The organism is Polaribacter ponticola, from assembly GCF_026191475.2.
In the GTDB taxonomy this organism is placed as follows: Bacteria; Bacteroidota; Bacteroidia; order Flavobacteriales; family Flavobacteriaceae; genus Polaribacter; species Polaribacter ponticola.
In genome coordinates this window covers 157,546-173,531 of sequence record NZ_JAOSLC020000002.1, presented here as the reverse complement: position 1 = coordinate 173,531, position 15,986 = coordinate 157,546, and the positions used below count along the sequence as shown (strand labels likewise).

The following is a 15,986-nucleotide window of genomic DNA, read 5'->3' as shown; positions in this document are numbered from 1 at the left end:
AATTTATTTGATGTTATTCTTTTTTAAGAATTTTATAATATAGTTTGCTATTTCATCTCCTTTTTCTTCCAAAGCAAAATGTCCGGTGTCTAATAAGTGAGTTTCTACATTTTTTAAATCTCTTTTATATGGATGTGCTCCTTCAGCTGGAAAAATGTAATCGTTCTTACCCCAAACAATTAATGTTGCTGGTTGATAATCTCTAAAATATTTTTGCCATTTTGGGTATAAAGGCACATTAGTTCTGTAGTCATAAAACATTGCTAATTGAATTTTATCATTCTCTGCTCTTTTCAAATGTTGTAAATCAAGATTCCAGTTATCTGGGCTAATTTTTGAAACATCTTGTACACCATGAGTATATTGCCATTTCAATCCATCAGGAGAGTGAAATCCTTCTAATGCTTTACCGTTTGCAATTGTATAATCATTCCAATATTTTTTAATAGGAATCCAGAAATCACGTAAACCTTCATCGTATGCATTTCCATTTTGAATGATTAGAGATTCAATTCTCTTTGGATATTTAGCTGCAATTCTAAATCCTATAGGCGCTCCATAATCCATTAAGTACAAGCTGTATTTTTTTACGTTTTTTACCTCTAAGAATCCTTCAATGATTTTTGACATATTGTCAAAAGTATATTCAAAATCTCTCATTGCTGGTTGTTCACTTCTTCCATAACCCGGATAATCAGGAGCTAATACATGATAACGAACAGACAAGTCTGTTATTAAATTACGAAACATATGAGAAGAAGTTGGGTAACCATGTAATAATACAATAGTTGGTTTATTTACATTTCCTGCTTCTCTGTAAAAAATATCAACACCATTTATTTTTATGGTTTTATGATATGTTGGTTCTGTTTTTACTTTAGCAATATTAATTACTTTTTTCTCTTTAGGTGCATTGAATGCAAATATCCCTAAAGATAGAATTGCTAATAATAGAATTCCTAATACTGGTTTGATTGTTTTTGTTTTCATTTTACTTTGTTTTGATATTAATTTATTGTTTTTGTTAAAATTTACGTTCACTTTCATTTATTTCTATATCGTTTGCACTCATATCTCTTACTTGCATTTTTCCCTCTTTGTCAAATTCCCAATGCTCATTACCATGTGTCCTCATCCATTGATTGGTTGTAGCATTTTGCCATTCATATTCAAATCTTACAGATATTCTATTATCAGTATAAGACCATAAATATTTTTTTAATTTATAATGTAATTCATTGTTCCATTTATTGGTTAAAAATTTTCTAATTTCTTCTCTACCAACAAAAAATAATTCTCTATTTCTCCATTTAGAGTCTATTGTATAGGCCATAGATACTTTTTCTGGATTTTTACTGTTCCAAGCGTCTTCTGCTGCTTGTACTTTTGCTTTAGCTGTTTCCTTATTGAAAGGAGGGATGATATTTTTCATTTTACGAACAGACAAGTCTGTTTAATATTTAGTTAATAATATTTTTTTTATTAATTTATGATATTAATTTAATACATGTACTTTTTGCTGATAGAATTGGCCAGCTGCTATGTTGAATTTGAGATAGAATAATAGCTCCATCCATTAAAACTAATAATTCATCGCCTAATTCTTTTGCTGATTCTTTAGTGTACCTTTCGTCTTCTAATAGTAATCCATGAATCCAAGTTCTTAGTTCATTTTTATGAAGTATAACTTGATCTTTTATTTTTTGTTGATCTTTTGGTAAATCAATAAATATATTTTGAAAACCACACCCTCTATATTCAGCTCCTTTTAACCAAAAATTTAAATAATCAAAACATCCTACAATTTTATCTTGAACAGTTTTTTCATCAGCTATATATTCAAATAAATTTCCAATCCAATTAGTATGACGTCTTTTAAGATAGGCTACAGCAATATCTTCTTTAGATCTAAAATGCTGATACATACTAGCTTTTGCTACACCTGCTTCTGCAATTATTTGATTAATACCTGTTTGATTATACCCTTCATTATAAAACAATTCAGATGCTGTTTCAATGATTCTATCTTTTACTCCTGGTTTTTTCATGAGACAAATGTATAAATATTTTTTGTAAAACAGACAAGTCTGTATGTAATTAACATATATTTAACATTTAGAGAATTTTATTTTTTCACATGTAAGTGCTTTTTATTGATTACGACTCTAACTAATAAATCAAGAACCATGAAGAAAATATTATTATTGTCAATTACCATTCTAACTCTAATTGCTTGCAGTAAGGAAACGAAAAAGATGAAAACTATAAATAAAGAAATCCCATTAGCAATTTCAAAAGTATTTCAAAAGCATGGTGGAATAGATAAATGGAATGAACTAAATCAGCTTACTTTTATAAAGGGAAATGAAACACATGCAATTGATTTGCACTCTCGAAAGTCATTGATTACTTCAGTAAGTTATAAATTAGGATTCGATGGAGAAAATGTTTGGTTACAACAAAAAGACTCAATGTCTTTTAAAGGGAATAAAGATTTTTATTACAACTTGTACTTTTACTTTTATGCAATGCCTTTTGTGTTGGCTGATGACGGAATTATTTACGAAAAAACAGATGATTTAATTTTTGAAGGAAAAAATTACCCAGGATTTAAGATTTCGTTTAAATCAAATATTGGGTCTTCTCCTGATGATAATTATTATGTCTACTACAATTCAAAAACATATCAAATGGAATGGTTGCAGTACTCAGTTACGTTTTTTAGTAAAAAACCTAGCACAAAAGTCAATACAATTAGATATAATGACTGGATTGATGTTAACGGATTTTTATTGCCAAACTCTTTAACTTGGTATAAAAAGGATGAGAATGGAAATGTTTCTGAACCTGCAAGAAGTCCAACTATTTTTACAAATCAAAATGTAAGTACTAAGAAACTTGATGAAAATATCTTTTATAAACCTAAAGAGTAGATTTTTTCATAAATAAAATCATAATAACGATTCATATTTGGCACCATAAAACTTCCATGTTTTGTGGTGTCTTTTAATATAGAAAGATCAAAGAGTTGTAAATCGTCAATTTCTTCTGGTTGCATGATAAGTTGATTAATGCTTTTATTGAGTTTACATACATATATATGTTTAAACTCATTGTCTAAAATTCCGTTTGGATGTACAATTTCATCTTTTCTAAATCCGATCTTTTGTAAATCGGATTCCTCTATATCAATTCCAATCTCTTCTTTTACTTCTCTTATTGCTGCTTTTTCTACTCTTTCTCCTGCACTAATATGACCAGCAACAGAAACATCCCAATGATTTGGGAAAACTTTTTTTACTGATGCTCGTTTTTGAAGTAGTATTTTTTTAGTGACTGTATAAAACCATACATGAACTGTTTGATGAAACCAACCATGTTTATGAGCTTCTGATTTTAAAGCAGTTTCACCTGTAAATTCGCCTTTTGATGTTAAGATATCTATAAATTCATCCATAGTAAATTATAAACAAGATGAAATACAATCTGTTAATTTCTTAAAATCGTCTTTGGTGTTGTATAAGTGACACGAAAGACGAATATAATTTCCTCTAAAAGAAATAAAAATAGTAGCTTTTTTTAGTTTGCTTTTAAGTTTTTCAACATTCAAGTTTTCGGGCAATTCTACACCAAATAAATGATGAGCTCTAAAATTATCATCTTCAATAAAACAGCCATTTTCTTTTAGAGTGATAACTGCTTCAGAAGTAATTTCTTTACAATAATTTTGAATTGCATTTGGTGTCCAATCTAAAACTTGTTTTAAAGCTGCTATTTGCATTTTCATATAAATAAAACTAGCATGTTCTCCTGCAGAATATCTATTTGCTAATGGTTTGTGTTTTGGTTGATAAGAAGTTAAACCACTCATGTTTTCGCTATCTAAACGATTAGACCAATTTTCTTCTAACGGATTTCCGTTATCAAAATAACTACCAAAATATGCATAACCACAACCATAAGGTCCAAAAAGCCATTTATAACCAGCGCAAATTAAAGCATCTGGTTGTATTTCTTTTACAGAAAAAGGTAAAGCACCAACAGACTGACTTCCATCAATAATTAATAAAGCATTGTGTGCTGTAGTTTTTTTTCTGATAGCTTTTAAATCAAATAAAGTACCATTTGCCCAATGAATATTTCCTAAAGTAACTACTGTAGTTTTATCAGAAATAGAATTTAAGATTTCTTCATTCCAATTTTCACCTCTATTTTCTTTAGATGTTGGCATTGAAGCTATTTTTATGGTAGCATCAAATTTATTGGCTAGTTTTTCCCAAACATAGTAATTACTAGGAAACTGTTCTTCAACCAATAAAATTTCATCACCTTTTTTTAAAGTGATGTTGTTTGCAGCAGTTGCTAAACCATAAGAAGCTGAAGGAATATTTGCAATTCTGTTATAATCTTCAACATCAATTAATTTTGCAAAAAGTTGTTTTACCTCTTTTACAGGTTCAAAATAATGATGACCTGTAATTTTATGTGGATTACTTTTTTCTAAAACACCTTCAATTCCTGCTTGTTCTACAGCTTTAAAAGATGGAGATTGACTTGCAATATTTAAGTAAGTAATTTCTTCAGGAAAACTGAAAAGGTGTTTTTGATTTTCTAAAATCATAGAAATTGAGTTATATAAAAAAAGCGAAGTAAATTTACTTCGCTTTTCATATTATTTATTCAAAGTAAGAAAAAGTTTCTCCGTCTTTAATATTTAAAAGCGTTTCGTAAATCATTTTAATCACGTTTTCAACATCATCTCTGTGTACCATTTCTACTGTTGTGTGCATGTATCTTAATGGTAAAGAAATTAAAGCAGAAGCAACACCACCATTGCTATAAGCAAAAGCATCTGTATCTGTTCCTGTTGCTCTAGAAAGCGCAGAACGTTGAAAAGGAATTTCTTTAGCTTCTGCAGTTTCTGTAATTAAATCTCTTAATTTTTGTTGAACAGCTGGTGCATAAGCTACAACAGGTCCTTTACCAATTTCTAGCAAGCCAGCTTTTTTAGCTTCTATCATTGGTGTAGTAGTGTCATGAGTTACATCTGTAACAATTGCTACATTTGGTTTAATAGTTTGAGTAATCATTTCTGCACCACGCAAACCAATTTCTTCTTGTACAGAATTTGTGATGTACAATCCAAAAGGCAATTCTTTTTTGTTTTCTTTTAACAAACGAGCAACTTCAGCAATCATAAAACCACCCATTCTATTGTCTAGTGCTCTACAAACAAATTTATCTCCGTTTAAAATATGAAACTCATCTGGATAGGTAATTACACAACCAACATGAACTCCTAAAGCTTCAACTTCTGCTTTTGTAGCACAACCAGTGTCAATAAAAATATTATCTGGTTTTGGTGCTTCTTCATTTGCTCGATTTCTTGTGTGAATTGCAGGCCATCCAAAAACGCCTTTTACAATCCCGTTTTTAGTATGAATATTTACAATTTTACTCGGTGCAATTTGATGGTCTGAACCACCGTTTCTAATCACGTAAATCAATCCGTTATCTGAAATGTAGTTTACATACCAAGAAATTTCATCTGCATGCCCTTCTATAACTACTTTGTATTTAGCATCCGGATTTATTACACCTACTGCAGAACCATATGTGTCAGTAATAAAAGTATCTACATAAGGTTTTAAGTAATCCATCCAAATTTTCTGACCTTCCCATTCGTAACCTGTAGGTGCGGCATTATTTAAGTATTTTTCTAAAAAGGTAATAGATTCTTTATTTAATATTGATTTTTTTGCCATTATATTATATGTATAAAGTTTTAGTGTAATAAGGTTTAAAAGTTAAATGCCAGTTCGAATGTTTTCGTTTGATTGAAATGAAAAAGAAAAAGTATCGAGAACATTTTAGACTTCTTTTTGTAAAAATAATACGATTTTTTATCAATTCAATAAAAATAATCATAAAAAAGTGTCACAAAAGTTCTTACTTTTACACTAATCACAAAGTAATACTAAAAACCAAACCAGAATGAAGTTAGTAATTGAGAATTTAACAAAGACTTATAAAAACGGTGTAAAGGCAATTGATAATTTAAGTATAGAAATTGGTACAGGAATGTTTGGTCTTTTAGGTCCTAATGGAGCAGGTAAATCATCATTAATGAGAACAATTGCAACATTACAAAGTCCCGATTCTGGTTCTGTAACTTTTGGTGATATAAATGTATTAGAAGACAATATGTCTTTAAGAAAAGTGTTAGGTTATTTACCACAATCTTTTGGTGTGTATCCAAAAATGTCTGCAGAAGATTTGTTAGATTATTTTGCTACTTTAAAAGGAATTGCAAATAAATCGGAAAGAAATGCTATTGTAAAAGAGGTTTTAGAAATTACTAATTTATATGATGTAAGAAAAAAACATGTTGCCGGTTATTCTGGCGGAATGAAACAGCGTTTTGGAATTGCACAGTTACTTTTAAATAACCCAAAATTAATTATAGTTGATGAGCCAACTGCAGGTTTAGATCCTGCAGAAAGGCATCGTTTTTTAAATGTTTTACGTGAAGTTGGTACAAATTGTACCGTTATTTTTTCTACACATATTGTTGAGGATGTAAAAGAATTATGTAATGAAATGGCTATTTTAAATGGAGGTAGAATTTTAAAGCACACTACACCACAAGAAGCAACTAATGATTTAATGGGTAGAATTTGGGAAAAGACAATAGGAAGAGATGATTTAGAAGAGAATGAAAAACTATTTAATATTTTATCTTCAAATTATAATCAAGATAATTCTTTAAATATTAGAGTACACTCATTAGAAAAACCTTCTGACGATTTTGCATCCGTAACTCCGCAATTAGATGATGTTTATTTTATCGCTTTAAAACAAGATGAACCAGTTTTAACAAGTTAAGAGTTTTTAATGATGAGTTTTAAGTTAATATTTATGATGAATTTTAAAATTAAACTCAAAAAACTAAATACTTAAAACTAAACACTCAAAACTTTTTTATTATGTTTTCAACAATATTCAAACAAGAATTAAAATACTGGTTTAATAAACCTGCATTTTATATTTATGCATCCATTTTTTTAGTATTATCATTATTTCTTTCAGCAACTTCTGCTGGTTTTTTCGATTCTATTACGGCAACAACAGGTTCTTCTCGAATTGTAAATTCACCTATTGGAGTTACTGGTTTGTTAAATGCTTTGACGATTTTTATTTTCTTTTTATTTCCATCTATTGTAGGTGTGTCTATTTATAGAGATTTTAAGAGTGAAATGCACACCATTTTATATTCGTATCCTTTTACAAAAGCGAATTATCTTTTTGCTAAATTTTTTAGTTCTATTGTTATCGTTTCTTTAATCGTTTTAGTTATTGCTTTCGGAATGATTATAGGGTTTCGTTTTCCAGGAACAAATTCAGAAATTGTAGGTCCTCTAAATGTAATTACTTACCTAAAAACATATGTAGTGTTTATTCTGCCAAATGTATTGTTGTTTGGAGCTATTGTATTTGCAGTAGTTGCATTTACTAGAAACATAGCAGCTGGTTTTATAACAGTTATTATAATTTTGTTTGGACAGGGAGTTTTAGAAAGTTTGCTTTCTGAGCCAGAGCATAGAACTTTGGCGGCAATATTAGATCCTTTTGGAGCTGCTGCATCAAATTATTATACAAAATATTGGACACCTTCAGAGCAAAATGAATTAGCAATTCCTATAAAAGAAATGATTATTTATAATCGTTTATTATGGTTGGCAATTGCAACTTTAATTTTTGGATTGGTATATAAGTTCTTTTCTTTTAGTCAGAATGCAATTTCTATTTCGTTTAAGAAATCAAAAGGAGAGCGAGTAACAAAAACAAATTTTAGTGGTATTACAAGAATTTCTTTACCAAAAGTTTCTTACAATTATTCTTTAAATCAGAATTTAAAAACGACTTGGAAATTATCTCAATTAGATTTTAAATACATTGTAAAAAGTTGGGCGTTTATTTCTATTGTTTTAGTTGGTTTAGTTTTAATGGTTGTTGGCTTGTCTGAAATAGGAAATATTTTTGGAACTCCTACTTTACCTGTAACATGGAAAATGTTAAATATAGGAGGTGTTTTTTCAGTATCTATAAATGTTTGTACGTTTTTATATGCTGGTATGCTAGTGCATAGAGCTAAAATAGCAAGAACAAATCATTTAGTAGATACAACACCAATACCTAACTGGACTTTATTGTTGTCTAAATTAATAGCATTAATAAAAATGCAATTTGTTTTATTAGTTGTTGTTATGCTGTCTGGTATCGTTTTTCAGATGTATAATGGATATACTAATTTTGAGTTTAGTCATTATTTAATTGAATTATTTTTATTAAATTTTGCTAGTTATTTAATTTGGGCATTGCTATCTATTTTTATTCAAACCTTAATAGGGAATCCTTATTTAGGATTGTTTGTATTATTAGTAATTTCTATAGGTATGCCATTTTTATCTTTAGCAGGTATAGAACAAGCCATTTTTAAATACAATCAAGGTCCAGGTTTTAGTTATTCTGACATGAATGGATATGGAACAACATTAATTCCGTATTTATCATACAAAACTTATTGGATTTTATGTGGTGTACTTTTATTAATCACTTCATTTTTGTTTTGGGTTCGTGGTATACCAAATTCATTTGCAGAAAGAATTGCTATTGCAAAGCACAGATTTAAAGGATTTGCAGCTATTAGTTTTGTTATTTTTTCTATAGCTTTTTTAGCACTCGGATTTTCTATTTATAAGGAGACTGGTTCAAAAACAAAAAGAACTTCTTCAAAAGAGCAAGAGTTAAGAAGAGTAGAATGGGAGAAAACATATAAGAAGTTTGAGGGTTATGCGCAACCAAGAATTGTTGCGGTAAAAACCAATGTAAATATCTTTCCTAAGAAAAAACATTTTAATGCTTCTGCTACTTTTACTATGATTAATAAAACAGATAAAGAAATAGATAGTATTTTCTTAAACCATAATTCTTTAAAAAGTACTTTTTCATTTAATAAATCAAATAAATTGGTTTTAGAAGATACAATTCATCATTTTGATATTTATCATTTTGATAAAAAAATTGCTCCTGGAGATACCTTGCAATTATCTGTAACCGTAAAAAGTAAAGAAAATACTAGTTATAGAAACAACTCTTCAATTATAGAAAACGGGACATTTATAAATAATTTTTCTATGTTTCCATCATTAGGATATTCATCGGCAGGAGAATTAACAGACAATAAAACACGAAAAAAATACGATTTACCAAAAAATAATTTACGTCCACATCCATCAGATTCTACTGCTTTAGGTGATACATATATTTCTAAAGATTCAGATTGGATAGATTTTGAAGCAACTGTATCAACTTCTAAAGATCAAATTGCTATTGCTCCAGGTTATTTGCAAAAAGAGTGGTTAGAAAACGGCCGTAAATATTTTCATTATAAAATGGATAGTAAAATATTAAACTTTTACGCTTTTAATTCTGCTAGGTATGAAGTGGTAAAAGAAATGTGGAATGGAATTAGTCTAGAAATTTATTATCACAGAGGGCACACTTTTAATTTAGATAGAATGATGAAAGGTTTAAAAGCATCTTTAGATTATAATGCTAAAAACTTTAGTCCTTACCAACACAAGCAAGCAAGAATTATAGAGTTTCCAAGAACAGCAGGTAGTTTTGCGCAATCTTTTCCGAATACAATACCGTTTTCTGAAGGTGTAGGTTTTATTGCAGATGTAGATGATAAAAATGATGATGGAGTAGATTACCCTTTTGCAATAACTGTGCATGAAGTAGCACATCAATGGTGGGCACATCAAGTAATTGGTGCAGATGTTTTAGGAGCAACAATGTTGTCTGAAAGCATGTCTGAATATGTTGCGTTAAAAGTATTAGAACATGAACACGGAAAAGCAAAAATGCGTACATTTTTAAAGAAAGCTTTAGATGATTATTTATTGCAAAGAACCTTAGAAAGAAAGCGTGAAAACGCATTAATGTATAACGATGGTCAAGGGTATATTCGTTATCAAAAAGGATCGTTAGTATTTTATGCTTTGAGTGATTATATTGGCGAAGAGAATTTAAACAGAGCTTTAAAAAAATATGTAGAAAAAGTGCAATTTCAAGAGCCTCCTTATACGACATCAATAGAAATGGTAGATTATATTAGAGAGGTAACTCCAGATTCTTTACAATATGTTATTAAGGATATGTTTGAAACAATTACTTTATATAGAAATAGAGTTTTAGAGGCAAAAACAACAGCATTAGAAAACGGAAAATATCAAGTTGATATAGAATTTGAGGTTTCTAAATATCGAAATGATGAAAAAGGAAAACGTTATTACGGAGAAAAAGTAGGAGACACTTTATCTTATAAAACCGAAAAAATGAAGAAACCAATTTTATCTGTTCCATTAGAAGATTATATAGATATAGGTGTTTTTGCTGAAGAAGAAGTAGATGGTAAAAAGAAAGAGATAGAATTGTATCTTCAAAAGCATAGAATAACAGCAATTAATAATAAAATAACAATTATTGTTGATAAAAAACCAGTTGAGGTTGGTGTAGATCCTTATAATAAATTAATTGATACACAATCTGAAGATAATAGGATAAAATTATAATATGATAGCATTAAAGAGAAAAACAACAATTGCTTCTTTGGCTTTTTTAGTAATTGCTAGTTTACATATAGTAGGTATTTTATTTAATTTAAAATTAGCTTTTATAAGTAAGCCTTTTATAATTACCTCCTTGGTAGTTGTATATCTGCTATCGGTTAAAAAAGCTAATTTTTGGTTTGTTTCTGCTTTGTTTTTTTCTTTTTGGGGAGATGTTTTGTTGCTTTTTAAAGAGCAATTTTTTGTGTTTGGATTAGCTTCTTTTTTGTTAGCTCATGTTCTATATATAAAAATTACAATTGCCTTTTTTAAGAAAATTAGTTTGCAAAAAATTGCGATAGCATGTTTGCCATTTGCGGTGTTCTTGTTTTTGTTTTTAAACTTGATTAAAGAAAATTTAGGCGAATTTAAAATACCCGTAATTGTTTATGGAGTTGTAATTTCAGTTTTTGGAGTAGTATCTTTACTTAATTATATGCATCAAAAAAGAACAGCAAATACTTGGTTGCTTTTAGGAACAATTCTTTTTATTTTATCTGATAGTTTAATTGCTATAAATAAGTTTTATTCTCCAAAAGAATACTATCAATTGTGCATTATGCTAACATATATAGTTGCACAGTATTTAATTTGTAAAGCAATGATTGCTAAAGACGATTTCCAACAATAGGAATGTTTTTTCTTTCTTTAAAAAGAACTATTAAACCAATAATAAGGATTAATACTGCACTTCCAAAAAGTAGTCCTCCATCATTGTTATGCTCAATTCCAAGTTTTGTTAAATGAGAAAATACACCACCTCCCATTAAACCAATAGTTAAAAAAGCACCAAACCAAGAGTTTAGTTTAGAAAAAAGCATAATAGAAGCTATAAATTCTAATATACCTGTGCCAATTCTCATATAAACTTCTCGATCTCCGGCTATTTTTGTAAATAATTCGATACTCTCTTGTGCACCAGAGAATTTATAAAATAAAGTTTGAAGCATAATTACAGCAGCAATTATTTTTAAAATAAGAATAATTTTTTTTCATGTTATTTGGTTTTTCTTTTAGACGAGTCATTTTATAAGTGCTTACAAAAACAATAAAACGATATATTTGCTATAAAATAATTTATTGATGAAAAAAATATATTTTCTTTTATGCATAGAAATTTTGTTTTTGTCTTGCAAGCATACAAATCAAACGCAATTAAACTTTTTGGATGAATATGTTTTAAAAGATTCAATTGAATTTAAAAACTCAATTATTGGAGGTTTATCTGGGGTGGATTATGTGAACAATCAATACTATTTTGTAGTAGATGATGCTAGAAATCCAAGAATTTTATCAGCAAATATTAAAATTGAAGCAAATAAAATAGCGTCTATAGACTTTAATAATGCTATTTTTTTAAAAGATTCTACAACCACTTTTTATAAAGACAATGCTTTAGATTTAGAATCTGTTTTTATTGATGAAAAGACCAAAGAAATTAATTTAGTAAGTGAAGGTTCTGTAAGAAAAGGAAAAAAACCAAGAGTATTTAAGGTTGATGAAAATGGTGGTTTTATTAAAAATATTGAACTGCCTAAAAGTTTATCAAATTTAGAAAACATAAAACATAATGCAGCTTTTGAAGCATCTTCTAAGAGTATAAATGATGATGGTTTTTGGGCAGCATTTGAAGCGCCGTTAAAATCAGATGGAGAAGACCCAACTTTTACAAAAAAATCTTCACCAATTAGAATTACCTATTTTGATAATAATTATAAAAAAGCAACAAAGCAATTTGCATATCAATTAGAACATATTACAAAACCAGCAAAAGGAAACATTAATTTAAATGGTGTTACTGCGATTTTAGAATATAAAGAAAATCATTTTTTTGTAATCGAAAGAACTTACCAAAATGGTTATGGAGCTTATGGCAATATTGTTAGAATTTTTGAAGCTACTATAGAAAAAGAATCTACAAATATTATAGAGATAGAAGCTTTAAAAACAACGAATTTTATTCCTCTAAAAAAACGATTGCTATTTAATTTTAATGATGTAAAAAATAAGTTAACAGAAGGTATTATAGATAATATTGAAGGGATTATATTTGGTCCAGTTTTACCAAATGGAAACAAATCTTTATTACTTGTTTCGGATGATAATTTTCAAATTTATGGGAAACAATTAAATCAATTTATTTTGTTAGAGATACAAACAAATAAATAATAGTATTTTTACAAACCAAAAAGTAACAACTTGTTAAAATTTACCAGATATAAAAAATACTTTTTAAAAAAACAATTTAACAAAGTTCTCATTATAAAAGAGAACAATAGAGTTGTTTGCCAAAATGAAATAAAAACAGTTGGTATTTTAACTACAGATGAAATTTCTAAATGGGTAAATGTAAAAGATGAAGTAGAGAAGATTTTAAACCTTAGAAATGCTAAAATTTATAGTTTTAGACCATATAAAAAGCACCAAGAAGTCTCTTTTAAACATTTTTCTGAAAAAGATTTTAGTTGGAACGGGCACATTCATCAACCAAATTTTAAAAGTTTTACAGATGAGCCCTTCGATTTATTAATTGGTTATTTTGATAAAGAAAATCTTTATTTAGAAAGTGCAGTTTTAAACTCTAATGCTAAGTTTAAAGCAGGTATCTCTAAAGTAAATCAGCAATTATATGACATTGAAATTGCAGAAGTGCCTAGTAAAACAGATACTTTTTTTTAGAACTTAAAAGGTACTTAAAAATCTTGAAAAAGATAAAAAATTAAACTTCAAACAAAAAGTTGTTTATTCTTTATAAGAATTAATTATTTCACTTTTTTATCAATTTGAAAATCGTAATTTTACAGTTGTAAAAATTATAAACAATGCAGAAATTTATTGGTACAGGTGTTGCTTTAGTCACTCCGTTTAGAGATGATTTAACAGTAGATGTTGTTGCACTAACAAAATTAGTGAACTTTAATATTGAAAACGGAACAAATTACTTAGTAATTAATGGAACCACAGGAGAAAGTGGTACAATAACAGAAGATGAAAAGCTTTTAATAATAGATGTTATTGTAAAAGCGAATAACAAACGAGTACCACTAGTATTAGGTGTTGGAGGTAATAATACGTTGTCTGTAGTAAATGAATTAAAAACTAGAGATTTATCTGAAATTGATGGTATTCTTTCCGTAGCACCTTATTATAGCAAACCTACTCAAGAAGGGTTTTATCAACATTATAAAGCAATTGCAGAAGCTACAGATAAACCTATAATTCTATATAATGTTCCAGGTAGAACAGCCAAAAACATGGAGCCATCAACAACCATACGTTTGGCAAATGATTTTAGCAATATTGTAGCTGTAAAAGAAGCAGGAAATAACCAACAACAATACAATACGTTGTTAAAAAATAAACCAGCAAATTTTTTAATTATTTCTGGAGATGATGATTTAGCTTTAGGTGTAGCTTTAGCAGGAGGTTCTGGTGTAATTTCTGTAATTGGGCAAGCTTTTCCTAGAGAGTTCTCTACAATGATTAATCATGGTTTAGAAGGAAACAATAAAGAAGGATATGCTATTCATTTTAAAATGATGGATATTATAGACTATATTTTTGAAGAAAATAATCCAGCTGGTATTAAAACTGTTTTACAAGAATTAGATATTTGTTCTAACAATGTTAGATTACCTTTGGTAAAGGCAAGTACTGCATTAGAAACTAAAATTAAAAAATTTGTAGAAAATTTTTAATTTTAGAATAACTTTAAATAAATAGAAATACAACTTCTAAAAGAGGAATCCTTTTTTAAAAGTTGTATTTTTGGCTTATAAATAGATTAATCATAATACAAAGAACTATGTTATCACCAATAATTGAAGAAGCTTTAAATAATCAAATAGCAGTAGAAGCACAATCGTCTCAAGTATATTTATCTATGGCTTCTTGGGCAGAGGTTTTAGGTTTTGAAGGTGTTGCTCAATTTATGTATGCGCATTCTGATGAAGAAAGAATGCATATGTTAAAACTGGTAAAATTTGTAAATGAAAGAGGAGGTCATGCAAAAGTTTCTGCTTTAGAAGCACCTCCAAAAGAATTTGGTTCTTTTAAAGAAATGTTTCAAGAATTGTTTAATCACGAAGTTAAAGTATCTGCTTGTATAAACGATTTAATAGATATTTGCTTGCAACAAAAAGATTATGCAACTCATAACTTTCTACAATGGTATGTGTCTGAGCAAATAGAAGAAGAAGCTTTAGCAAGAAATATTTTAGATAAAATTAAGTTAATTGGCGATGATAAAGGAGGTTTTTATTTGTTTGATAACGATATAAAACAGTTAATTACTGCGGATACTACGCAACAACCTTAACAAACATTTAGTATCATTTTATACTTTTTTTAAGTCTTTTTTGTTGAATATTGCAATACACAATTTAGAGTGTAAAAATCGTTTTAATAATCCATTATTAATTAGTAATTTTGCCCGATGCAAAAAATTAAAAATTTAGCGTATTTATTAGTGTTGAGTCTTTTGTTATATTCTTGTGGAGAATATCAGAAAGTACTTAACAAAGGTAGTGTAGATGAGCAATACAAAATGGCTACAAAGATGTACGAAAGTAAAAAGTACAATAAAGCGCTGCGTTTGTTCGAAAAAATAACACCTGCTTATAGAGGTAAACCTCAGATGGAGCGTATTCAGTTTATGGTTGCTCAATCAAATTTTAACGAAAAAAATTATAGCATTGCTGGTTATTATTTTGATCGTTTTACAAAAAATTACTCTAAAAGCTCTAAAAAAGAAGATGCAGCATTTTTATCTGCATATAGTTATAAATTAGCTTCGCCTGTTTTTAGTAAAGATCCTACAGACACTAATAAAGCATTAGAAGCTTTTCAAAGCTTTATTAACACATATCCAGATTCTCCTAAATTAGAAGAGGCAAATAAGCATTATCAAGAAATACGATACAAACTACAGGAAAAATATTTTCAAATAGCTAAAACGTATTATAGAACTGCAGATTATGACATGAGAAATTATAAAGCTGCTATACAAGCGTTTGATAATTTACTTTCAGATTATTTAGGTTCTGAGTTTAAAGAAGAAGCATTATATTACAGATTAAAATGTGCACATGATTTTGTCTTAAAAAGTACGGATAGAAGAAAATCTGAACGTATAAAAGATGCAATTGAGGCTTACGAAAAATTAAAAAGAAATTTTCCAGAAACTAAATATCTAGAAGATTCAAACAATATGCTTGCAACTTTACAAAAAGAAGAAGTAAGAGTAAATGCAATAATGGCTAAATTAAATGCTACTACTGCAAACAAGAATTCAAAAAAGAAGAAATAACA

General features: G+C 28.4%; 16 protein-coding genes. 9 read left to right on the top strand and 7 right to left on the bottom strand.

Features of this window, described 5'->3' with window-relative positions; genetic code table 11:
- Positions 1 to 3: 3 nt before the first annotated feature.
- Genes N5A56_RS01120 through N5A56_RS01110 form a run of 3 tightly spaced genes read right to left on the bottom strand, consistent with a single transcriptional unit; the run spans position 4 to position 2,048 of the window.
- The gene (locus N5A56_RS01120) at positions 4 to 990 is read right to left on the bottom strand and encodes an alpha/beta fold hydrolase (RefSeq protein ID WP_265724161.1); all 987 of its coding nucleotides are present in this window, start codon (positions 988 to 990) and stop codon (positions 4 to 6) included.
- Between the two features lie 34 nt (positions 991 to 1,024).
- A complete protein-coding gene (locus N5A56_RS01115) occupies positions 1,025 to 1,432 on the bottom strand; it encodes a nuclear transport factor 2 family protein (protein ID WP_265724162.1) in 408 nt (135 codons plus the stop codon).
- 55 nt (positions 1,433 to 1,487) lie between these two features.
- Positions 1,488 to 2,048 carry a TetR/AcrR family transcriptional regulator gene (locus N5A56_RS01110; protein ID WP_265724163.1) on the bottom strand — a complete coding sequence of 187 codons (561 nt, stop codon included), beginning with the start codon at positions 2,046 to 2,048 and terminating at the stop codon, positions 1,488 to 1,490.
- A gap of 138 nt (positions 2,049 to 2,186) precedes the next feature.
- Between N5A56_RS01110 and N5A56_RS01105 the strand changes: the two genes are divergently transcribed.
- Positions 2,187 to 2,933, top strand: coding sequence for a DUF6503 family protein (locus N5A56_RS01105; RefSeq protein ID WP_274270132.1), 747 nt, complete (start codon positions 2,187 to 2,189; stop codon positions 2,931 to 2,933).
- Here the strand turns inward: N5A56_RS01105 and N5A56_RS01100 are convergent.
- The 3 genes from N5A56_RS01100 to N5A56_RS01090 are packed head-to-tail and all read right to left on the bottom strand — an operon-like array spanning position 2,915 to position 5,765.
- Positions 2,915 to 3,457: an NUDIX hydrolase gene (locus tag N5A56_RS01100; protein ID WP_265724166.1), complete on the bottom strand. Its 543-nt coding sequence runs from the start codon at positions 3,455 to 3,457 to the stop codon at positions 2,915 to 2,917. The two genes, N5A56_RS01105 and N5A56_RS01100, sit on opposite strands and share 19 nt — an antisense overlap.
- Positions 3,458 to 3,463: 6 nt before the next feature.
- Positions 3,464 to 4,621, bottom strand: a complete 1,158-nt coding sequence (locus tag N5A56_RS01095) for an aminotransferase class V-fold PLP-dependent enzyme (protein ID WP_265724167.1) — start codon at positions 4,619 to 4,621, stop codon at positions 3,464 to 3,466.
- A gap of 55 nt (positions 4,622 to 4,676) precedes the next feature.
- Complete coding sequence (locus N5A56_RS01090) at positions 4,677 to 5,765, bottom strand: M42 family metallopeptidase (protein ID WP_265724168.1); 1,089 nt, start codon at positions 5,763 to 5,765, stop codon at positions 4,677 to 4,679.
- 229 nt (positions 5,766 to 5,994) lie between these two features.
- Between N5A56_RS01090 and N5A56_RS01085 the strand changes: the two genes are divergently transcribed.
- The 3 genes from N5A56_RS01085 (at position 5,995) to N5A56_RS01075 (ending at position 11,307) form a co-directional block, all read left to right on the top strand.
- Positions 5,995 to 6,885: an ATP-binding cassette domain-containing protein gene (locus N5A56_RS01085; protein ID WP_265724169.1), complete on the top strand. Its 891-nt coding sequence runs from the start codon at positions 5,995 to 5,997 to the stop codon at positions 6,883 to 6,885.
- 101 nt (positions 6,886 to 6,986) lie between these two features.
- A complete protein-coding gene (locus tag N5A56_RS01080) occupies positions 6,987 to 10,640 on the top strand; it encodes an ABC transporter permease/M1 family aminopeptidase (protein WP_274270131.1) in 3,654 nt (1,217 codons plus the stop codon).
- Position 10,641: 1 nt separating this feature from the next.
- Positions 10,642 to 11,307, top strand: a complete 666-nt coding sequence (locus N5A56_RS01075; protein WP_265724172.1) for a lysoplasmalogenase — start codon at positions 10,642 to 10,644, stop codon at positions 11,305 to 11,307.
- Here the strand turns inward: N5A56_RS01075 and N5A56_RS01070 are convergent.
- The gene (locus tag N5A56_RS01070; RefSeq protein ID WP_265724173.1) at positions 11,285 to 11,626 is read right to left on the bottom strand and encodes a DoxX family protein; all 342 of its coding nucleotides are present in this window, start codon (positions 11,624 to 11,626) and stop codon (positions 11,285 to 11,287) included. The two genes, N5A56_RS01075 and N5A56_RS01070, sit on opposite strands and share 23 nt — an antisense overlap.
- A 133-nt stretch (positions 11,627 to 11,759) precedes the next feature.
- On the opposite strand from N5A56_RS01070, the gene N5A56_RS01065 reads away from it, so the two are divergent.
- From N5A56_RS01065 to N5A56_RS01045, 5 genes are all read left to right on the top strand, one after another.
- Complete coding sequence (locus N5A56_RS01065) at positions 11,760 to 12,845, top strand: esterase-like activity of phytase family protein (RefSeq protein ID WP_265724174.1); 1,086 nt, start codon at positions 11,760 to 11,762, stop codon at positions 12,843 to 12,845.
- 30 nt (positions 12,846 to 12,875) lie between these two features.
- Positions 12,876 to 13,355 carry a DUF6913 domain-containing protein gene (locus tag N5A56_RS01060; RefSeq protein WP_265724175.1) on the top strand — a complete coding sequence of 160 codons (480 nt, stop codon included), beginning with the start codon at positions 12,876 to 12,878 and terminating at the stop codon, positions 13,353 to 13,355.
- Between the two features lie 143 nt (positions 13,356 to 13,498).
- Positions 13,499 to 14,374, top strand: a complete 876-nt coding sequence (gene dapA, locus N5A56_RS01055; RefSeq protein WP_265724176.1) for a 4-hydroxy-tetrahydrodipicolinate synthase — start codon at positions 13,499 to 13,501, stop codon at positions 14,372 to 14,374.
- Between the two features lie 107 nt (positions 14,375 to 14,481).
- The gene (locus N5A56_RS01050) at positions 14,482 to 14,994 is read left to right on the top strand and encodes a ferritin (RefSeq protein WP_265724177.1); all 513 of its coding nucleotides are present in this window, start codon (positions 14,482 to 14,484) and stop codon (positions 14,992 to 14,994) included.
- A gap of 117 nt (positions 14,995 to 15,111) precedes the next feature.
- Positions 15,112 to 15,984 (top strand): outer membrane protein assembly factor BamD, encoded by an 873-nt coding sequence (locus N5A56_RS01045; protein WP_274270130.1) that lies wholly within the window; start codon positions 15,112 to 15,114, stop codon positions 15,982 to 15,984.
- Positions 15,985 to 15,986: the final 2 nt, after the last annotated feature.